Raw genomic sequence first — 18,402 nt, 5'->3', positions numbered from 1 at the left:
CCATCATGACTTCAACGCCTGTCAAGCTTGCCTTGGCCGGACTGGCCACAGCGGCCGCCATCGGCTTCGCCTCCCCCGCTCACGCCGGCACCGGATGCAACGGCGTGGTCAACATTCTGGTTTGGGGCTGTGCCCCTTGGGACAACAACAACGGGCCGCAGTACCCCTATTACAAGAAGAAGCAGGTCACGATCCAGGCACCGCGGGGCAGCCGGATCACGATCAAGGACGGACATGCAGTCGTGAACGTAAACGGCCGAGACTATCCGGTGGTGAACGGTGCCAGCGGCGTCGTTGCGGCGGGCGGTGGCAATGTCGTGTCGGCAGGCGGTGGCAACGTCGTTTCAGCGGGGGGGCTGAACCTGCGGGTCTGGACTCAGAACTGACCCCCAGGGGCGGCGATCGCGGCGAGAAAGTCGTCGATCGCCGCCATTGCCGCGCTCCGAATCGGCTCTCGCTCGCGCAACAATTCGTGCGCCACGCCCTTGCCGAACCGACGCACGGTCACATGCGGAAGCTGCCCGATCAGGCGTAGCGCGGCCCCGCTATGAGTCAGGCGGTCGCGATCGGCGACCATCAGCAGCAAAGGGATATGCAGACCCCCAACCTCCGGGTTTGCGCGCAGCTCCCTGCTTGAGGAAAACGCTTCGGCCAGCCAGCTCCAGCTCGGCGGCCCCAGGCGAAATGCCGGATTTTCGTCCAGCCAGAATTGCTCGTCGAGATACCGCTCGAGGTCTCCCGTCATCATCGACATGCTGTCGATCTGGTTCGCCGCGCTCGCGCTTTCCTTCCACGGCCCGCGCGCTCCATTGCCGCGACGGACCTGCCAGGAAGCGATGACCTCGCTCAGGCGGACGCCGAGCGGTGTACGGATACGGATCATTGGCGAGAGCAACACCGCCGCATCGGGCACGATCCTGCGTTCGACCAGCGCGCGCAGCAGCAGATGCCCGCCCATCGAATGGCCCATCACGACATGTGGTCCCGCTGTGCGGTCCCGCCACGCTGTGGCGATGTCGGCGAGGTCTGCAACAAGGCGCGCGAAACTCCCGCTGTGCCCGATCAGCGGGTCTGCGGTCAGGCGGGGCGACCCCCCATGCCCGCGCCAGTCAAAGGCGTCGACATTCCAGCCACGCGCGCGCCAATGCCCGAACGCCTCGAGATACTTCTCGAAAAAGTCGCCGCGCCCGCCCAGGAACAAGATCGATCCGCGCGGCGCGTCCGCCTCCCACCGGAATGTGCGAAGCGGGTAGGCATCGTCGGTCTCGTGCCATCCGACCGACGCATCGTCGTGCACCCGCCGCCGCAGCAGCGCCCCGACCTGCGCCCCACTCACTCTTCGATCGCCCCGGTGACGGCGGCCAGCACCTGGGACCTGTACAGCGGTCCGACCGGGACCACGCTGTTATCTGCCAGGGTCAGCTTGAGAACCTTCCCTCTCCGGTTGATTCCCCGCACCGCGGATGGCCGGACAAAGGCCGAGCGATGCGCGCGAATCAGTCCACCGGCGATCATTCGCGATTCCAGCTCCGCCATGGTGATCCGGTAGAGATAGGCCCGGTCGGCGGTATGAAAATAGACATGGTCGCGCGCCGCTTCCACACGCTGGATGCTCTCGACGCTGACGCGCGCGAGCCCGGTGCGCACCGGCACCCAGAACACATCCTCTTCCTGGCATTCGACTGGCATGGCGATTGGCGCCGGCGCTCCGGCGCGTCGGGCGGCCTGGCGCTCGCGTAGCCGCGTCAACATCTTGGCGAGGCGCAGCCGGCGGAGCGGCTTTAGCACATAATCTGCAGCACCCAGTTCGAAGGCATCGACCGCATATTCCTCGTGCGCGGTGAGGAACACGATGTCGATGTCCTGCGGCACCAACTCGATCGCGGTTTGAATGCCGGTCTTGCCGGGCATGCTGATGTCGAGGATGACGGCATCGGGTGCCGCGTTGGCGATCAGCGCAAGAGCAGCAAGACCATTGTCGGCCTCCCCGACAATCTCGATGCCGCCGTCTTCGCTGAGCAATGCGCGCGTCAGCTCGCGCGAGAGCGGTTCGTCATCGACGATCGCGATCCTCATCCCACCTTCTCTCGTTCGTGTGCCGCCATCGGAAGGTCGATCGCGACCCGATACCCGTCCGCCACAGGGCCATGTTCGATTGCTGCCCTGTCCCCATAATGCAGCTGGAGCCGCCTCCGGCTGTTTTCGATGCCGATACCGTGACCCCGTCCTGCACCACTGCGGCCAGTGCTGGTATTGAACAGCTCAATGCGAGCCACCCGGCCATCGCCGGTCACGCTGATGCGAATGTTCCCCGGTCCCTGGGTCTCGGCCACGCCATGGCGCACCGCGTTCTCGACCAGAGGCTGGAGCAGGAAATTCGGAACCAGCAGTTCCTGCAGACCGGGGTCGAGTTCGATCGTCAGGTTCAGCCGGTCGCCGAAGCGGGCGCGTTCGATTTCCAGATAGGCGCGGATTGTCCCCAGCTCCTGCGCGATCGGCACCATCGCATCAGGTCGCGAGACCAACGCCGCACGCAGAAAGTCGGCTAGGCGCCCGAGCATGTCTTCCGCCTCGTCATCGCGTCCCCGCACCACCAGGCTGGAGATCCCGTTGAGCGTATTGAACAGAAAATGCGGGTTGAGCTGAAGCCGCAGCGCCGCCGCCTCGGCACGGCTCGCCGCGGCGGCAAAGCTTATCGCACGTGCCTCGTTCAGCCGGGCCATATCGGTCGCGCGCGCAGCCCAGACGAGCGCGATCGACAGATACATGGTCCAGCAATAGAGGATCAGCATCAGCACCAGACGCTGGGGCTGCATACCGACCGCCCAGTCTTGCCAGCTTGGCACTATGGTGAGGGCAAGCAGCTGAAGCAGCGCCTGGTCGGCTGAAGTCTGGATCATCGCCGCTACCAGTCCGGCAGCTGCCATGAGCAGCCATTTTACGTGTCCGGCCCGTCCCTCCAGGTAGTCGAGCAGCAGGCTAAGCGCCGCGGCCTGCGCGATGCCGAGCAGCAGCAGCGGGACATTGGCAGCCACCATCATGCCGCCCGCAAAACGCCCTTGAGCAATCGCGCCGCCGATCACCAGAGCATATCCGAACAGCCACAGCACCGCACAAAGCCGGATGGCGGTTCCACGCATGATGCTACGCAAGATACGCTGCACGCAAACCTCTGTACGCTATGGAAAATTCGCCCCAACCCTTGTCGGGAATGCGGCAATTCGGTCGTGCTGCCAAGCGCTTTTGTCGCATTGGGGCCCGCCGGGCGGCGCCAGGGCCCCGCTGGTCGCGCGCCACTCGTGCCCGGACCGCCGGACTGCAAGCAGGATCAGCAATATCGTCGCACGAGAGGCCTATGACCCGCTTTCCGATCATTCTGCTCGTTTCCGCTTCGTTGCTGGTGTCCGGCTGCGGAGCGCGGGACTTTGGCGACCTGCCCGAGGACCCTAAAGAGCGCGCCTTGCTGTGCACCCGCGCAGGCGTAATGCTCATCGGGGCGACGCCGCCGAAGGACAAGGAACGCTTCGATCGGGTGTCGGCGAAGGGCCGCGAACTGGCGAATGCGAACGGCTTCTACTCGCTTTTCCCGGGAAGCAACGAGGATCCAGGCAAAGCGCTGGGAACCGAAGCAGCGATCCAGTCGGCGGTAGGGTCGCACTGGGCGACGACAATCAACACCTGCTTCAAAGCCTATGGCATCGAGGAGGAACCGGTTCCTGAGCTGCCACGCGAACCTTATGAACGCACGGTCGTTTGCGCGGCGGCGATCGCCTACGACAATCTCGGCGGCCGGGACATGGATGCCGAGGCACGCATCATCTACGATCCACAGGCCGGATATCTGCTGCACAAGGCTGCGATCCTTGCAGGTGGCGCCGACAAGCTGGCCACCGCCAATGACGACGCCACCACGCGGCTCGGGCAGGTGATGACCGCCGGTACGACCCGGGCATGGGCGGCGGAGTGCCGCAAGAGCGATCCGAAGATCGACAAGGCAGCGACCGCGTTGCCCACGGACGACGCGGCCGCTCTGACGATCTGCGACGATGTCTTGAGCTTCGCGGAAGAAGGCGGGCTGGCGAAAGACGCGAAGGCGAGTGCGCTCGCGAAGCGTTACGCGGCCGCCTATCGAACTGTGCACGCGCGGTTCTCGGCGATGCCTACACCCGCTCCGGAGGGGATTGAGGCCGCGATCAAGGCGGTCGCCGAGTCCGGGCGGCTCGACCAGATCGGCGACCAGTGCATCGCGCGGTTCGGCAGCTGAGTTCGGGGGAAGGAAATGGACGTCTTTACCGCAGTTTCGTTGGGCCTGATCCTGCTCGGCATTCTGATCGCCTGGTTCGGTATCGACCGCTATCGCAAGCAAGGACGGCGTTTCGCCAGCGCACGGGCGCACTGGAAGCGGACCGATGCGGAAGTGATCGATGCGCAACTGATTGATCGCGAGAGTACCGATAGCGACGGCGATTCGACGACCTGGTATGAGCCAAAACTTCGGTATCGCTACACCGTAGCCGGGCAGGTGTTCGAGGGGGATCGAACCGCCCTTTGTACGGCGCTTCGATTCTCGCTGTTTCCACCGGCGCAGCAGTGGCTGCTGGCGCATCCGCCGGGCAAGGTGATCGACCTCTGGTACGACCCCGATCAACCTCAGGACAGCGCACCGGTTCTCGACAAGCCGAGCCTTTTCGTCGCGGCGGCAATGGTGATCGTCGGCGGTGGTTTTGCGGGGTTGGGCGCGGCGCTGCTTGCAGGCCTCGCCTGAGCGCGCCGTCAATTCGTTGCGACAGGTCCGGGCGGTCCCGACCTGTACGCGCCAGGTGTGGGAGCAGTTTATGCGGAAGACCTTCACGATGATTTCCATCGCGACGCTGATCGCGCTTGGACTGGTTGCAGGCGCTAGTGCCGCATGGACGGGTAGCATTCGCACCCTTCAGGTGGATCCATGGAACAACGCACGCTACCTCATCAGCGTGAAATCCAGCGCTGAAGCGCTCAGGATCATCGACAGCGGTCAGTTCGACATCAATCTGGAGAATGAGGAGGGCTACACGCTCCTTCACTTTGCGGCGGAGGCGGGCGATCTCGAGTTGGTCAAGGCGATGCTTGCCCGCGGTGCCGACCCGAACGCCAAGAACAATTCGGTGGGGTACACACCCTATCAGATGGCCTATTCAACGTCGGTCAAAGCCGAACTGCGCAAGGCGATGGGCGGCGCGCAGGCCCCGACCCGCGAGGCTGGCGGCGCAGCATCGCCCAGGGGCGCGGCGAAGGCCGCCCCCGTCAAGTCGAATGGCATGTGCGAAATGGTGCGCAACGATCCTGCGAGCAGCAGCCGATCGCCCGCATTGCGACCGTTTCTCGCAGCGAAGGATGCAGTCTGGTACAACAAGCCTGACGAGTTGACCGGTCTGCTCGAAGATTGCGTACCGGTGAACCAACAAGATGAATATGGCTGGACGCTGCTTCATCAGGCGGCGCAGCGGGATCGAGTCGAGCTGGCAAAGATTCTGCTGAACAAGGGCGCTAACAAGGCCCTTCGCAACAAAGATGGCCAGAGTCCGGGGCAACTCGCCACCTCGCCTGAGATGAAGGCGCTGCTCGGCGGCTCCGTCGCGACGGCGAAGCCAGCAACCTCGCGCGATATCGAATGCCAGCAGAAATATCGGGCCGATGCAGCACTTTGCTCCGATTCCACCTGCCGGATGCGTTCGATGCGCAAATGGCAGCAATGTCTAAAGACTGGCAATTACTGGTAGCAGCGGACCCAGTTCCACCGGGATTGGAAACACTGCGTACTTGCCCAGTGGGCAGAGCATGCCGAACTCTTGTTGCGCTTCGCCGGCCACCGCTTCCAGGAGACGAGACAGACGTCCGACCGACGCGATTGGTGGGCGTTGGAGTCCGACGATCAGCAGCGAAATCAACCTCGCCGCCCTTCGGTCTGAATCTGATCGTCGGCTTTACCCGCCGCCTGAGTTGAGAGTGAGCATTCCGCTCCCCGCCCACATTCGACCCACTGATCAACGGTCGAGTACTCGATTTTGCGCATGGCAGCTTTCGCACATTCTAAGCCAAGAGCTGACTGTCAGCTAACGGCCCAACAGCCGCCATTTCCCCGCCTGCTCGGACGGTCGGGGCTGATGAATGTTGCTCGCCCTCAGAAATTCCTTGCAGGTTGGCCGATATCCAGCCGTTGGCCTTTTCAGCGCAGCGGTTGGAAACTAACCTTGGATCAAATCAAGATACTGTCGGGGGATCAGATTAGTGCGCGAAGCTCAAAAGCCGGACCATGTCGGGCTTAATTCGTTGATAACCCGGCTCAAGGATGGCCGGTACGCTGTTCCTGATTTCCAACGTGATTTCGAGTGGAAGGCGCGCGATATCCGCGACCTGACCAGATCGATTTTCCTAGACTATTACATCGGCAGTTTGCTGCTCTGGAAAGGTACGGCAGAGCACTACAGCAACCTGTCGTGCACTCCGCTTTACGGGCGTCCCGAGGGCAAGGCGGAATACATTGTGCTCGACGGGCAGCAACGGCTCACTGCCATCAACTACGCCTTCGTCGCACCTGACATCAAGCTGCCCACCCGTGCCAACCGTGCGCTATATTTCGTGCGCGTCGATAAGTTCATGGCCGAGCAATACGACGACGCATTCGATTTCTGGTACGTCGCCCCTGGGCGCGGCGAAGGCGCCGCCGGCTTCAAGAAAGTCTATGGCGACGCCGACCGCCAGTATGACAACCATATCTTCCCGCTGGCGATCGTCGGTTCAGGCGGATGGGACTTGTCGAACTGGGTGCAGGGTTACGCGAAGCACTGGGAGGCCCGCGGCGACGCGGCGGAGAACGAAGCGGATCGCGCCATCGCGCAATTGTATACGCAGAATGCGGTCGCTTTCGGTGAGCATCTCAAAAGCATTACGGAGACCTTTCAGGTCAGCTATATCGCGCTCGATCAAGAGCTACCTATCGATAAGGTCTGCGACATCTTCACCCAGATCAACAGCAAGGGCGTCCGGCTCGACGTCTTCGATCTGCTCAATGCGTTGTTAAAGCCCAAGGGTATCCAGCTAAAGGCAATGTGGCACGCGGCGAGGCCTCGGCTAGAGTTCATCGAAAGCGGCAAGGTGAACGTCTACATTCTTCAGGTCATGTCGATCATTCGTCAGATCTACTCGTCGCCCCAATATCTCTACTATCTTTTGCCCGGGGTGGAGAGGAAAACGCGAGCCGAGGACGGAAGTTTCGAGACACAGGTCATGGTGTCGAACCCGGAGGAATTTCATGCGCGTTGGGACGCAGCAGTAAAGGCGCTCGAAAATGCTATCGCGCGACTGCGCCACCCACACGAATTTGGTGTTACAAAATCCGACTATCTTCCATATTTCGCGATCCTCCCAGTATTTGCGGCCGCCTTGTCGGAAGTAAAGGGGCAGCCAGCGGACAATCAACTAGCGGCAGAGCGGGCTTTCCGCCTGTGGTACTGGGCATCGATCTTCACGAACCGCTATTCAGCATCGAGCGAAACGACGGCCGCGAGAGACATTCAAGACCTGCGCGCTTGGTTCGCGGACGCCGCAGCGGAACCTGCGCTGATCGCCGAGTTCCGCCAGCGTGCTTTGACGCTCGACCTGCGCGGCTATGTGAAGAAGGGCGACGCCGTCTACAATGCCATCTTCAACTTGTTGGTCATCCAGGGGGCGAAGGACTGGGTAAGTGGCATGGTGCCGCAAGCCGGAGAGCTGGACGACCATCACATCGTGCCAAAAAGCTGGGGCGCGAAAAATCTAGGCGGCAACAGCATCGATACAATTCTTAATCGAACGCCGTTGACCAGCGATACCAATCGAAAGGTTATCTGTGATCGGCTGCCCAACCAATACCTTCCAGAACTTATCGCAAAGAACGGTCGCGAGACAGTTGAAGCGTTGATGGCAACGCATTTCGTGTCCCCGGCCGCGCTCGATATCCTGTTGCGCGCGCCCTTCGGTCCTGAAGACTTTGCTGCATTCATTACCGAGCGCCAGCGCACGATTACGCATGCCGTTCAATCGCAGCTAATCGGCGGACGCGCGGACCTGCCGCCCGACTTGCGTGTGCTGGATGAGGCGATCGAGCGGATCGAGCTCTCGCTAAGGGCGCTCATTGCTACCCGGCTAGGCAACGATCTGGCGCAGTTGCCCGGGCACATCCGGCAGAAGATGGACCCAAAGATTGCTGCCGAGCTGAAACGTAATCCTGGTGGAGACCCTGATCGCTATAAGGGCTTAGCCCAGGCACTGGAGTTCGCCGACATCACCGAGCTGCTGGGGATTATTACCGCAAGCGGGGAGACGCGGTTCAAGGATGTGTTTCCGGCCAATGACCAGCTAAACACTCGCTTCGGCCAACTCTGCGGTCTGCGCAATCCCATCCGTCACAGCCGCACGGTCAGCGACATCGCGCGTCATGATGGCGAAGCGGCCATCAAATGGTTCGATCAAGCGCTGGCAGCGGCGTGACTATCACGCAATCATTTGCGGTGCGGCGACAGGAAGCTGGCTTTACGGTCGAAGCGATAGCCATGGGATTCGGCGTTCCAGCAGAGGTCGTTTTGGCGTGGGACGAAGGCGCGGCACAACCGCCGCCACACGTCATCCGGTCGCTCGATTTGATCTGCACCTATGCCGTAGCAAGCGGGGCAGCGACCGCCGATCCGGCGATAGCAATCACAGAAAATGTCTCCGCGCCGTTGCGTTGCGCGCCCGCAACGCGCAAGCGGGTAGTTGTGTCGTCCAAAAGTCTGATCAAATCGAAGAAGCGCGTTGCCGATCACGGGGAGGTGTTCACCCCGCCGTGGCTAGTCGAGAAGATGCTCGATCTGGTGCAAGGTGAAACCGAGAGGATCGACTCCCGATTTCTGGAACCGGCCTGCGGCAGCGGCAACTTCCTCCTGCCGATCCTCCAGCGCAAGCTTGCCGCCGTCGAGGCGAAGTATGGCAGATCCAGTTTCGAGAAGCGGCACTATGCGCTGCTCGCGCTCACCAGCCTGTACGGGATCGAGCTGCTGGCGGACAACATCGCCGAGTGCCGGGCGAACATGCTGGAGGTGTTCGCCGCCTACCTCGGCATTGACGAGGAGGACGAGCTGTACCGGGCGGCCAGCCACGTCCTGTCGCTCAATCTGATCCATGGCGACGCGATGAAGATGGTCGCGGCCGATGGTCAGCCCATCCGCGTTACTGAATGGTCGTCCGTCGGCAAAGGGAAGTTTAACCGTCGGGATTTTCGGCTTGATTCGCTCACTCGCGCGGGCGAGCTTCGGCAGTCGAGCGTCCGGGAGCAGGCATCGCTATTTGGGGGGCTAGGACGGCACGAGGTGTTCACACCTGTCGAGGATTATCCGCCGATGACGGTGCGGGAGCTGGCGGCGGCGGACGGGGAGACGGAAGTGGATGCTGGACAAGGCTAGTTTCACGCTACGCGGGCGCAACCCCGACGTTCTGACCTGCATCGCCAACCTGTCGAACGACGAGGTGTTTACCCCGCCCGAGTTCGCCAACCGGATGCTCGACACGCTGGCGGAGGCTTGGGCGAAAGGGAATGGCGGCGCGAACATCTGGGCAGACCCGACCGTCCGGTTCCTCGACCCATTCACCAAATCGGGCGTGTTCCTGCGCGAGATCACCACGCGGCTGATCGCCGGGTTAGCCGAGCAGGTGCCCGACCTGCAGGAGCGGGTCGATCACATCTTGACCAAGCAGGCGTTTGGCATCGGCATCACGACGCTCACTGCCCTGCTCGCGCGGCGCAGCCTCTACTGCTCGAAGTTTGCCAACGGCGAGCATTCGGTTGCGAAGAGCTTCACGACTGAGGCGGGCAATGTCTGGTTCGAGCGGAGCGAGCACCGGTGGAGCGAGGCCCGATGCACCTTCTGCGGTGCGCCGCGTGAGGTATTCAATCGGCCCGCCCCACTCGACAACCACGCCTATGCGTTCATTCACACCAACAACATCAAGGCTCGCATGGGCGAGCTGTTTGGAGCCGAAATGCAGTTCGATGTGGTCATCGGCAACCCGCCCTATCAACTTTCCGATGGGGGGCAGGGCGCTAGTGCGATTCCCATTTACAACAAGTTTGTGGAGCAGGCGAAGGCTCTACAACCCCGGTTTCTATCGATGGTTATCCCGGCCCGCTGGTTCTTCGGCGGGCGCGGCCTAGACTCCTTCCGGAAGGGCATGCTGGAGGACCGCCATATTCAGCAGATCGTTGATTTTCCGGACAGCCGGCAGTGCTTCCCAAATGTCGATGTTGCGGGCGGTATTTGTTACTTTCTTTGGGACCGTGATAAACAAGGTGATTGCCGCGTCGTAAGCCACGGCTTCGGCGGCCACGAGAGTGAGAGCATTCGGCCACTACTGGAGCCGGGATGTGACATATTCATCCGCAATAACGAACACATCGCGATCTTGAGGAAAATCGTTAGAAAAGAGACCCGCAAAGAAGGGGTAGTCCTTCCTAGAGAGCTAAGGTTCGATCAGCAGGTTAGCGGGCAGAAACCCTTCGGTTTGCGAACATTTTACCGTGGGACGCCCGCCAAAGTGAACTTGGACGATTTAGTCGTGCTTCAGAGCGGCGGGCGCGCCTGGGCAGCGCGTACCGAAGTCGTCGAGAACACACACCTGATCGACAAGTGGAAGGTTTTCACATCGAAGTCATCGGCGGAGCACGCTGGACAGGTAGACCGGAACGGCATGCGAAAGGTTCTATCGCTCTCCGGCGTTTTGCCACCGGCATCGGTGCTGACCGAGACCTACGTTTTACTCGGCACATATGACGACGAAGATAGCGCACGAAATTGCTTTTCGTATGTGACGACACGGTTCTTCCGTTTCCTCGTTGCAGCGCGCGCGTCCGCTCAAGACCTTCCTCGGGTTGCCTATTCTTTCGTCCCTCTTCAGGATTTTTCTCGACCTTGGTCGGATGACGATCTCTTCGACAAATATGAGCTCACCCAAGAGGAGATCGGGCTGATCACGTCAACGATCCGACCTTGGGAGGCTGGCGTTGTCTAAGCCTAACATCGATGAAATCCTCATTGCCAAGCCCGAATCCCGCCCGCGCATCTACGCCTACACCATCGCCGACCCGGCGCACGCCGGACTCCTGAAGGTCGGCCAAACCACCCGCGACGTGAAGCAGCGCGTAGCGGAGCAGCTCAAGACCGCTGCCATCACCAACTACACCATCGAACTCGATGAAAGCGGCGAGCGCGATGACGGCGCGATCATCACCGACCACGCCGTGCGCGAAAGGCTGAAGCAGAAGGGCTTCGCCAACCCGCAGCTCGAATGGATGCGCTGCGCCGTCGCGGACGTGAAGACCGTGCTGAGGGAGTTGCGCTCGGGCCAGCAGTTGACCGGCTCGCATCACGAGACCTTTCCGATGCGGAAGGAGCAGGCGGCGGCCGTGGACCAGACCTACGCCTATTTCCATTCGCGCTGGCAGCAGGACATGCGCGCCGTTCCACGTTTTCTGTGGAACGCGAAGATGCGGTTCGGGAAGACGTTCACCAGCTACCATCTCGCCAAGAAGCTCGGGGCCAAGCGGGTGCTGGTCGTCACGTTCAAACCGGCGGTCGAGGACGCATGGCGGACCGACCTCGTAAGCCATGTCGATTTCGACGGCTGGCAATATCTGTCGAAATCATCGGGGCGTGATCCTACCCAGATCGCGCCGGGCAAGCCGGTGGTCTATTTCGGCTCGTTTCAGGACCTACTCGGTCGTGATGCGGCGGGCAACATCAAGCCGCAGAACGAGTGGATTCACGCGATCAACTGGGACCTCGTAATCTTCGACGAGTACCATTTCGGCGCGTGGCGGGACACCGCCAAAGAATTGTTTGAGGGCGAGGAGGCGCCGGTCGTAAAGGCGGCAGCCAAGCTCGAAGCCGATCTCGAGGCGGTAAACGAAGACCTCGAAATGCTCTCCGCCAAGGAGGCCGAGTTCCTCCCCATCACCACGCGCGCCTACCTCTATCTCTCCGGCACGCCGTTCAAGGCGCTCGCCACCGGCGAGTTCATCGAAGAGCAGATTTTCAATTGGACCTACACGGACGAGCAGCGGGCGAAGGCCGAGTTCGCCGAGGCACATCCCGACAAGCGCAATCCTTATGGCGCGCTGCCGCAGATGCGGCTGCTCACGTACCAGATGCCCGACGAGCTGCTTCAGATCGCCAGCGCGGGAGAGTTCGACGAGTTCGATCTGAACGAGTTTTTCCGGGCGACCGGCACCCGCGTGCTGGCGCAGTTCGTACACAAGGACGAGGTGCAGAAGTGGCTCAGCATCATCCGGGGAGCCTATGCGCCGCAGACGGTTGAGGCGCTGAAGACCGGGACCAAGCCACCGTTCCCCTACTCGGACGTGCGGCTGTTGCCTTATCTCCAGCACAGCTTCTGGTTTCTGCCGAACGTGGCGGGGTGTCAGGCGATGGCGAACCTGCTGGAGGAGCCGCAGAATGCTTGGTGGTCCGACTATAAGGTCGTGGTCGCGGCAGGCACCGCCGCAGGCATTGGTTTGGATGCGCTTGGCCCGGTGCGCGATGCGATCGGCGGCGGGTTCGACACGAAAACCATCACCCTTTCGTGCGGCAAGCTGACCACGGGCGTGACGGTGCCGCAATGGTCGTCGATCTTGATGCTGCGGAATCTGAAATCGCCTGAGACCTACTTCCAGGCGGCGTTCCGAGTGCAGTCGCCATGGTCTATCAAGAACCCCAACGGCGACAACCCGAACGAGGAAGAAATCCTGAAGCCGGCGTGCTTCGTGTTCGACTTCGCGCCGACACGCGCGCTGCGGCAGCTCTCCGAATACGGCCTCGGCCTGTCGCCGGGCGAGCCCAACCCCGAGAATGCCGTCCGCGATCTGGTCTCGTTCCTACCCGTGCTCGCCTACGACGGCGCGAACATGACGCAGATCGACGCCGGCGGCATTCTCGACATCGCCATGGCCGGCACCTCCGCGACGCTGCTCGCCCGCAAGTGGGAATCGGCAATGCTGGTCAACGTGGACAACGAGACGTTGCGGCGGGTGCTCGACAACCCGGAGGCGCTGGCAGCCGTTGAGCGGATCGAGGGGTGGCGCAACCTCGGTGACAACATCATCGAGACGATCATCAACAAAAGCGAGAAGGTGAAGGAGCTTAAGGCCAAGGCAAAAGGCAAGGACCTGAGCACGGCCGAGAAGCGGGAGCTGACGGAGGAGGAGAAGGAGTACAAGTCGAAACGCAAGCTCGTTCAGGAGAAGCTGATCAAGTTTGCTACCCGCATCCCCGCCTTCATGTACCTCACCGACTTCCGCGAAAACACCCTTCAGGACGTGATCACGAAGCTGGAGCCAGAGCTGTTCCAATCGGTCACCGGCCTATCGGTGGCCGACTTTCACCTGCTGGTGCGGCTCAAGGTGTTCAACACTGAACGCATGAACGAAGCGGTCTTCGCCTTTCGCCGCTACGAGGATGCCTCGCTACGCTACACCGGCATCGACAGCCACGAGGGGCTTACTCGCTACGGGCTGTACGATACGGTCGTGGCTCGGGAATGATTCATACGATGGCCAGCATCTGGTTTCCTCGAGCGTCGCTCTGATTGCCTGCAATTTAGCACTGATGGTTGTCACACCTAGCCTCTCATCGACTCGGACGAGCAAGCACGCAGGGCATTCAAGCGGCCCACACTTCGTTTAATATCTTGGCCGCCATCGATGCCTTATCCTGAGGGAGGAAACGGCCATAGTGCTTGGCAACCATCTCAGGCGTGTCCTGTATCGCATAGCTCGCCTGCTCATATGAACCTGTTTGCTTCAAAACGTGCGTCGCCAACACGTCGCGCACGCTGTGCGGCCCATGCGGCAGCAGATCCTTGACCGCCCCCTTGCCGGTGTACGGATTGTAGATCCCGTATCGCTGGATCATCAGCCGCCACGCCTCGTAGAAGCTGGTCTGGTCGTACGACGCATCACTACTGGTCCGCTTGACCGTCTTAACGAAGAAGGTGCCCGGATCGGTAGCGCTATTCAGCAGCAAGTCGCGATGCCGGCCCAGATAGCGATCAATCTCACGATAGAGATGCTCCAGATCCGGCAGCACCAGCCGAAAAGCCTTACCCCCGAAGAAGGACGACGTCGCGTTCTTGAACGCTACTGCGGGGATCAAGACCTCCCAGCCATGATCGCGGTCGGACCACCGAAGTTCCCCGCGCTTTGCAAGCTCGAGTTGGCGTTCGCTGCGTGGTCGTTGTCCTTTCGGGCAAACCATGAGCTGGCGCAGATTTTTCTGCCGCAGCCCCAAATGCAGCCCCAAGCGCAGCATGAGGAAACCGCGTGACAGCTCAGCCGCCGCGACAGGGTGGCGGCGAGCATCGGGCATCCGTGAGAGAATCTCGGTGGTGATCTGACGATAGACCCCGACCGGGCTGTCGGTGTCCAAAACGGCAAGTATCGGTTCGAATGGGTCGCGGTGAACCCGCGATAGGCGTCGAACCTCGCCAGCCCGGACCACCGCGTGATGGTGCATCTTTTCGCAGGCGCCCTGCCAATCGTTGGCCACCCGCTCGACATCCTCAGCACTAACCAAATCCGAAATTGGGCAAAGGCCCTCAGCCAGCGAGGGGTTTTGCCAAAGCCAGCCAGTTTCCTTTCGGGTGAGGGACAGGACTAGCGCCAGCATGTTCACCTCCCAACTCGTGAAGAAGCCGCGCCGCCGTTCACGCCAACCGAGATACCAGTCCCAAACCGCGGGATGGATCATATGGCCGATTGCACAGTTCTCAATTGGCAGGCCCGCGCCAGCCTGTGGCCCGTTGGGATCAGCACAAAGCGCGCCGAACATCAGCGCCAGATGCTCGATCTTCTGGCTTGCGGTTTCCTCGCCCCATACGCCGATACGGCGCTCGCCGATCGTCGTGAGCGCCTTGGTCTTGAACCGCATCAGCGCGGTCACTTCTTCGACCAGTCGAGGCGGCGCGTCGCGTGTGTCCGCATGGGGCGTACCCTTGGCGCTCTTCCAGCCTGGCAACACCGATCCGGGAAAGCGGAGAGCATAACGACTCTTCATCGCGTCGGAGAGGAACTGGCGGTAGTCGGTTTGACCGGACACGATCACTCGCTCCACCCATTCGACGATCTCGGCCCGCTTCTTTGCTGGCAAAGCGTCAAAGTCGTCAGGCAGATGCCAGGCGAACCGCCGGCGCTGCGCAAGCGTCAGCTTTGGAAGGCTATGACCACGCGGCGCCTTTCCTGTTTCGGGTAGCTTGGCGCGAAAGTAGCCGGCTGGAAGGCGATATCGATGCTCGATCCGCTCCAGTACCGCCAGACTGAATGTGGTCCCGGGCACTTTGCTATCATTTGCCCAATTATAGAGGATCTTGCGGTCAAAGCGCTCCCCGGTGTGGATTACCGCATTGTGCAAATGGGCGAGCGTATCACCATGCCGTCGGACGTGGAGATTGAGCGCTGCGCTGAAACTTGATGGGTCGACCCACTCGGTCGTGAGTGGCGTCGGATGTTCGATGATGAGCTTTGGCTTTCGACCTCGCTTGGCCGGACCAGAAACGCATACGGGCGCGGCAGATTTGCCTGGCAATTGCTTATGTCGAGTCACTTGTCTCATTTCATGTTGAAGGCGCGATTGCTCGGCTGCTCAGCCCGCTCTCGTCATGCCGATTTGTGCTAAGGGAAACAGCGTTGGCTGCTCTGACGGCTGAGCCAGAAGAGAGCGTGCCTTCTGCGCAGCATCGATCGCTTGGCGATAATGCGTAGTGCGGTATCGCTCCGCCTCGCTGAAGCCGACGGGTGCCCAATCCTCACTGGGATAGCAGGCGTCATATATCGCGCGCGCAGCCGCACGCAGCGGGAGATCATGCTCCATGCTCAAGCTCCAAAAGGTCGGGTCACCGCGAATCGGCGAGGCACCATTATTAGAACAATACAGGAACATTCTGCAATCGGCGTGATGCCGAGAGCTCACGCGGGCGCGCTCCAACAGAGGGTGCCATCAACTCTATGATCGGCGATACGGCACCCATCTACAAACTTATTAATTAACCTTCTTTTGCTCTATCTATCATAAAGAGTGTATGTATACACAGATAACGTGTTAAATATCAGGAGAAGGGAGATGTAATGAGCCGTTTGAAGGAGTTGCGTACTGCCAGCAGCCGCACCCAGAGAGAGGTTGCTGTTCAACTTGGCGTTTCGCAGCAAACGTATGCTCGGTGGGAAAGTGGCAAGGCGGAGCCACCACATAAAGCCCTTCGCGAAATCGCGCGCATTTTTCAAAGTAGTGTAGACCACATCCTTGGGCCCGGTCCCGCCTCGCTCGCGGCTCGCCACCGCCTTGACGATCTGATCGGCGAAGCTGGCTACCCTTGGGGTCATATCGGGCTGCGACTGCCTGGAGCAGCTTTCACGAACTGGTATCCTGTGTCGGAAGGACAGGCGTCGAGAGTCCGTCAAAACTTGGCAACCGGCCATGACGTTTCAGGCTGGTTGGTGGCGTTGACACTTAACAACCGAGCCTTGGCGTTTCGTCCGAAGGAGATGCAGCGTATTTGGCTGCTCGACGATGCCAGCGGCGAGCCCGTCAATGATTTCCAGTTCGCGTCAAGTCTGGACGAAGAAGTCACGTCGCTTGAAATCTACAGAGCAATGGCAGCCTGGGTTGAAAGTGAGTTAGAGAGTGAAAACAAGTTCTTCACTAGCATCCCAAAGAAGGTGCAGAAAGAGGTTTGGTCCAAAATCCATCGCTGCGGATACTCCGACCGCGTTACGGAGCTTCGCGACCTTTTACTGTACACTACGCTTTATTACACGGATGGGCAGAAGTTCAGCTATGAAGCCGATCGGGCGTCGCTTGCCGATCTGTTTCTATACATTGGAGCTGGGGCACCACTGGGCCTCATCGATCTCCCTGCTAAGGAGGGCGAGTTCGAGTGCTTCTCAAACGCAAACATGCTTCGCCTGATCGAGTTTCCTCTGATCGAACTTGAAGCTGCGTGGGAGAAATCGGATGACTAAATCCCCCAAGGTCCCTGGCCCTCGATCCCTCCGCGCTCTTCGTGAAAAGCTCACCGCCGCTGGTCATCGGCTAGTTGATGACAAGCCGGCACACGAGGTGCCAGAAGATCCATTTCCTCACACTCGGCGATTTCGAACCTCTAGCAAGAGGCCAGCAAGTTTCTGGATTGGCCTGGAAGCGACGATGGAGGAGGATGCGAAAAGGCGCGCTGACAACGCCCTCGATTCGGATAAGCCATAAGCCCGTCGGTGCGGTTGGGAGGCTGGGGGAACGGGCTGGAGACTCGATTGCGCAAACCTTTGTGCAACCGCCCCATGCCACACGTCACCAACTGGCAGGCCGCCTTACCGGCTAGGCGATAAGCGGTCTTCGCGCTCAAGGGCGAAAAGAGCACCTGAACGGGAAGCCCTCACTTTGTCCGCAAAACCGAAGGCATTGATCACAAAGATCGACGGCTCACTGACTTCAGCCAAGCTATTCGTTGTGCTGCAGGCACCCTCGCCGTTGACCAGCAGATAGCGGCTCGATCGACGCTCCTGAATTCCCAGGAGTTCTTGTATCTTACGCTTGCGCTCCGTCAGTGTTCCGGTCGCGATCCATTGTCGACATTGCTCAGCTTCCTCTGGCGCGCCCGGAAAACGCCAAAGGTCCAAGTTGATCCCCAGGCTGGTTAGACCTTCATATACCACTTCCCCAAAATGACGAGACGTCGTCCCCTTCGGAATGCCCGCCTTGGTAAGCGCGCCGAGCATGGGAATGCCGATCGCAGCGGCGACATCCAAGTCGTGCGTATTAAATAGGCCATGTCTTTTATACTCATCGTAAAGTTCAATTCCCCCGAAACTGGAGAAGTCGACAAGCGCCTTGATTTCGCGAGAGCGGAAGGACACTTGGGTGGCCCGAAACTGCGGCATAGTTTCTCTCTCTCTCTCTGTTTTTGGAGATTAAAGAAGCGCGGTTGCCTGCGACAATCACGCTTCGGTGACGAGTTGAACCCGCGACACTGCAATCAAGACATCGCAGCCAACCTCACAGCCGTCGGCCTCGAGCAATTCTCCAACAAGGAAGCGGCCCTGGCCCATTTGAGTCGCGAGTTCGGCCATACTTCCAACCGGCATCTGCACGATCAGAACTTGGGATGAACCGATCATGGAGAAACGGAAGCGCAAGAGCTCTCACTGGCGACGATATCGCTCAAAGTAAGCGAGCCATGTTTATACGCGCCATCCGTAAATAATGTCAAGTGAAATCGTAGTATAGCTCACAATTCCAAGAACACTATACCTATACTAAAGATTTGTCCTAAGTGCACATCTCGTGGAATACCGATAAAAGAGCAGTG

Annotated in this window: 15 protein-coding genes; 9 read left to right on the top strand and 6 right to left on the bottom strand. The window is 60.3% G+C overall.

From position 1 onward, the window contains the following. The first annotated feature begins 5 nt into the window (after positions 1–5). Positions 6–386 (top strand): hypothetical protein, encoded by a 381-nt coding sequence (locus ACRYLO_RS14395; RefSeq protein WP_482660794.1) that lies wholly within the window; start codon positions 6–8, stop codon positions 384–386. Here the strand turns inward: ACRYLO_RS14395 and ACRYLO_RS14390 are convergent. Genes ACRYLO_RS14390 through ACRYLO_RS14380 form a run of 3 tightly spaced genes read right to left on the bottom strand, consistent with a single transcriptional unit; the run spans position 377 to position 3,152 of the window. Then, a complete protein-coding gene (locus tag ACRYLO_RS14390; protein ID WP_482660793.1) occupies positions 377–1,336 on the bottom strand; it encodes an alpha/beta fold hydrolase in 960 nt (319 codons plus the stop codon). The two genes, ACRYLO_RS14395 and ACRYLO_RS14390, sit on opposite strands and share 10 nt — an antisense overlap. Further along, a complete protein-coding gene (locus tag ACRYLO_RS14385) occupies positions 1,333–2,076 on the bottom strand; it encodes a LytR/AlgR family response regulator transcription factor (protein WP_482660792.1) in 744 nt (247 codons plus the stop codon). The genes ACRYLO_RS14390 and ACRYLO_RS14385 overlap by 4 nt, the downstream gene beginning before the upstream one ends. Further along, positions 2,073–3,152 carry a sensor histidine kinase gene (locus ACRYLO_RS14380; protein ID WP_482660791.1) on the bottom strand — a complete coding sequence of 360 codons (1,080 nt, stop codon included), beginning with the start codon at positions 3,150–3,152 and terminating at the stop codon, positions 2,073–2,075. Before ACRYLO_RS14380 ends, ACRYLO_RS14385 begins: the two co-directional genes overlap by 4 nt. A gap of 203 nt (positions 3,153–3,355) precedes the next feature. On the opposite strand from ACRYLO_RS14380, the gene ACRYLO_RS14375 reads away from it, so the two are divergent. The 7 genes from ACRYLO_RS14375 (at position 3,356) to ACRYLO_RS14345 (ending at position 13,588) form a co-directional block, all read left to right on the top strand. Further along, on the top strand, positions 3,356–4,264 hold the full coding sequence (locus ACRYLO_RS14375) for a hypothetical protein (RefSeq protein WP_482660790.1): 909 nt from the start codon (positions 3,356–3,358) through the stop codon (positions 4,262–4,264). A gap of 15 nt (positions 4,265–4,279) precedes the next feature. Further along, positions 4,280–4,765, top strand: a complete 486-nt coding sequence (locus ACRYLO_RS14370) for a DUF3592 domain-containing protein (RefSeq protein WP_482660789.1) — start codon at positions 4,280–4,282, stop codon at positions 4,763–4,765. Between the two features lie 70 nt (positions 4,766–4,835). Continuing rightward, entirely contained in the window at positions 4,836–5,759 is a 924-nt protein-coding gene (locus tag ACRYLO_RS14365) for an ankyrin repeat domain-containing protein (RefSeq protein WP_482660788.1), read from the top strand. A 508-nt stretch (positions 5,760–6,267) separates the two neighbouring features. Then, positions 6,268–8,508: a GmrSD restriction endonuclease domain-containing protein gene (locus ACRYLO_RS14360; RefSeq protein WP_482660787.1), complete on the top strand. Its 2,241-nt coding sequence runs from the start codon at positions 6,268–6,270 to the stop codon at positions 8,506–8,508. Beyond that, positions 8,478–9,458 (top strand): DNA methyltransferase, encoded by a 981-nt coding sequence (locus tag ACRYLO_RS14355; RefSeq protein WP_482660786.1) that lies wholly within the window; start codon positions 8,478–8,480, stop codon positions 9,456–9,458. Before ACRYLO_RS14360 ends, ACRYLO_RS14355 begins: the two co-directional genes overlap by 31 nt. Continuing rightward, complete coding sequence (locus tag ACRYLO_RS14350; RefSeq protein ID WP_482660785.1) at positions 9,442–11,061, top strand: Eco57I restriction-modification methylase domain-containing protein; 1,620 nt, start codon at positions 9,442–9,444, stop codon at positions 11,059–11,061. Before ACRYLO_RS14355 ends, ACRYLO_RS14350 begins: the two co-directional genes overlap by 17 nt. Then, positions 11,054–13,588 carry a GIY-YIG nuclease family protein gene (locus ACRYLO_RS14345; protein ID WP_482660784.1) on the top strand — a complete coding sequence of 845 codons (2,535 nt, stop codon included), beginning with the start codon at positions 11,054–11,056 and terminating at the stop codon, positions 13,586–13,588. Before ACRYLO_RS14350 ends, ACRYLO_RS14345 begins: the two co-directional genes overlap by 8 nt. 118 nt (positions 13,589–13,706) lie before the next feature. Here ACRYLO_RS14345 and ACRYLO_RS14340 read toward each other — a convergent pair whose 3' ends face one another. Beyond that, on the bottom strand, positions 13,707–15,653 hold the full coding sequence (locus ACRYLO_RS14340) for a hypothetical protein (protein ID WP_482660783.1): 1,947 nt from the start codon (positions 15,651–15,653) through the stop codon (positions 13,707–13,709). Positions 15,654–16,165: 512 nt separating this feature from the next. On the opposite strand from ACRYLO_RS14340, the gene ACRYLO_RS14335 reads away from it, so the two are divergent. After that, complete coding sequence (locus ACRYLO_RS14335) at positions 16,166–17,059, top strand: helix-turn-helix transcriptional regulator (protein ID WP_482660782.1); 894 nt, start codon at positions 16,166–16,168, stop codon at positions 17,057–17,059. A 345-nt stretch (positions 17,060–17,404) separates the two neighbouring features. Here ACRYLO_RS14335 and ACRYLO_RS14330 read toward each other — a convergent pair whose 3' ends face one another. Next, a complete protein-coding gene (locus ACRYLO_RS14330) occupies positions 17,405–17,974 on the bottom strand; it encodes a hypothetical protein (protein ID WP_482660781.1) in 570 nt (189 codons plus the stop codon). A 57-nt stretch (positions 17,975–18,031) separates the two neighbouring features. Next, positions 18,032–18,211 (bottom strand): hypothetical protein, encoded by a 180-nt coding sequence (locus tag ACRYLO_RS14325; protein ID WP_482660780.1) that lies wholly within the window; start codon positions 18,209–18,211, stop codon positions 18,032–18,034. Between the last annotated feature and the right edge of the window lie 191 nt (positions 18,212–18,402).

This window comes from Sphingomonas sp. SDUR79, assembly GCF_056821745.1.
Note: the sequence above shows the minus strand (reverse complement) of the source record. Positions and strands in the feature narration are given on the sequence as shown.

Excerpts from the sequence above, each read along its gene's own strand:
- ACRYLO_RS14355 (WP_482660786.1), top strand. The coding sequence starts at position 8,478 with ATGGTTCGATCAAGCGCTGGCAGCGGCGTGACTATCACGCAATCATTT.
- ACRYLO_RS14340 (WP_482660783.1), bottom strand. The coding sequence starts at position 15,653 with ATGAGACAAGTGACTCGACATAAGCAATTGCCAGGCAAATCTGCCGCG.
- ACRYLO_RS14375 (WP_482660790.1), top strand. The coding sequence starts at position 3,356 with ATGACCCGCTTTCCGATCATTCTGCTCGTTTCCGCTTCGTTGCTGGTG.
- ACRYLO_RS14385 (WP_482660792.1), bottom strand. The coding sequence starts at position 2,076 with ATGAGGATCGCGATCGTCGATGACGAACCGCTCTCGCGCGAGCTGACG.
- ACRYLO_RS14335 (WP_482660782.1), top strand. The coding sequence starts at position 16,166 with ATGAGCCGTTTGAAGGAGTTGCGTACTGCCAGCAGCCGCACCCAGAGA.
- ACRYLO_RS14325 (WP_482660780.1), bottom strand. The coding sequence starts at position 18,211 with ATGATCGGTTCATCCCAAGTTCTGATCGTGCAGATGCCGGTTGGAAGT.
- ACRYLO_RS14350 (WP_482660785.1), top strand. The coding sequence starts at position 9,442 with ATGCTGGACAAGGCTAGTTTCACGCTACGCGGGCGCAACCCCGACGTT.
- ACRYLO_RS14365 (WP_482660788.1), top strand. The coding sequence starts at position 4,836 with ATGCGGAAGACCTTCACGATGATTTCCATCGCGACGCTGATCGCGCTT.
- ACRYLO_RS14330 (WP_482660781.1), bottom strand. The coding sequence starts at position 17,974 with ATGCCGCAGTTTCGGGCCACCCAAGTGTCCTTCCGCTCTCGCGAAATC.
- ACRYLO_RS14395 (WP_482660794.1), top strand. The coding sequence starts at position 6 with ATGACTTCAACGCCTGTCAAGCTTGCCTTGGCCGGACTGGCCACAGCG.
- ACRYLO_RS14370 (WP_482660789.1), top strand. The coding sequence starts at position 4,280 with ATGGACGTCTTTACCGCAGTTTCGTTGGGCCTGATCCTGCTCGGCATT.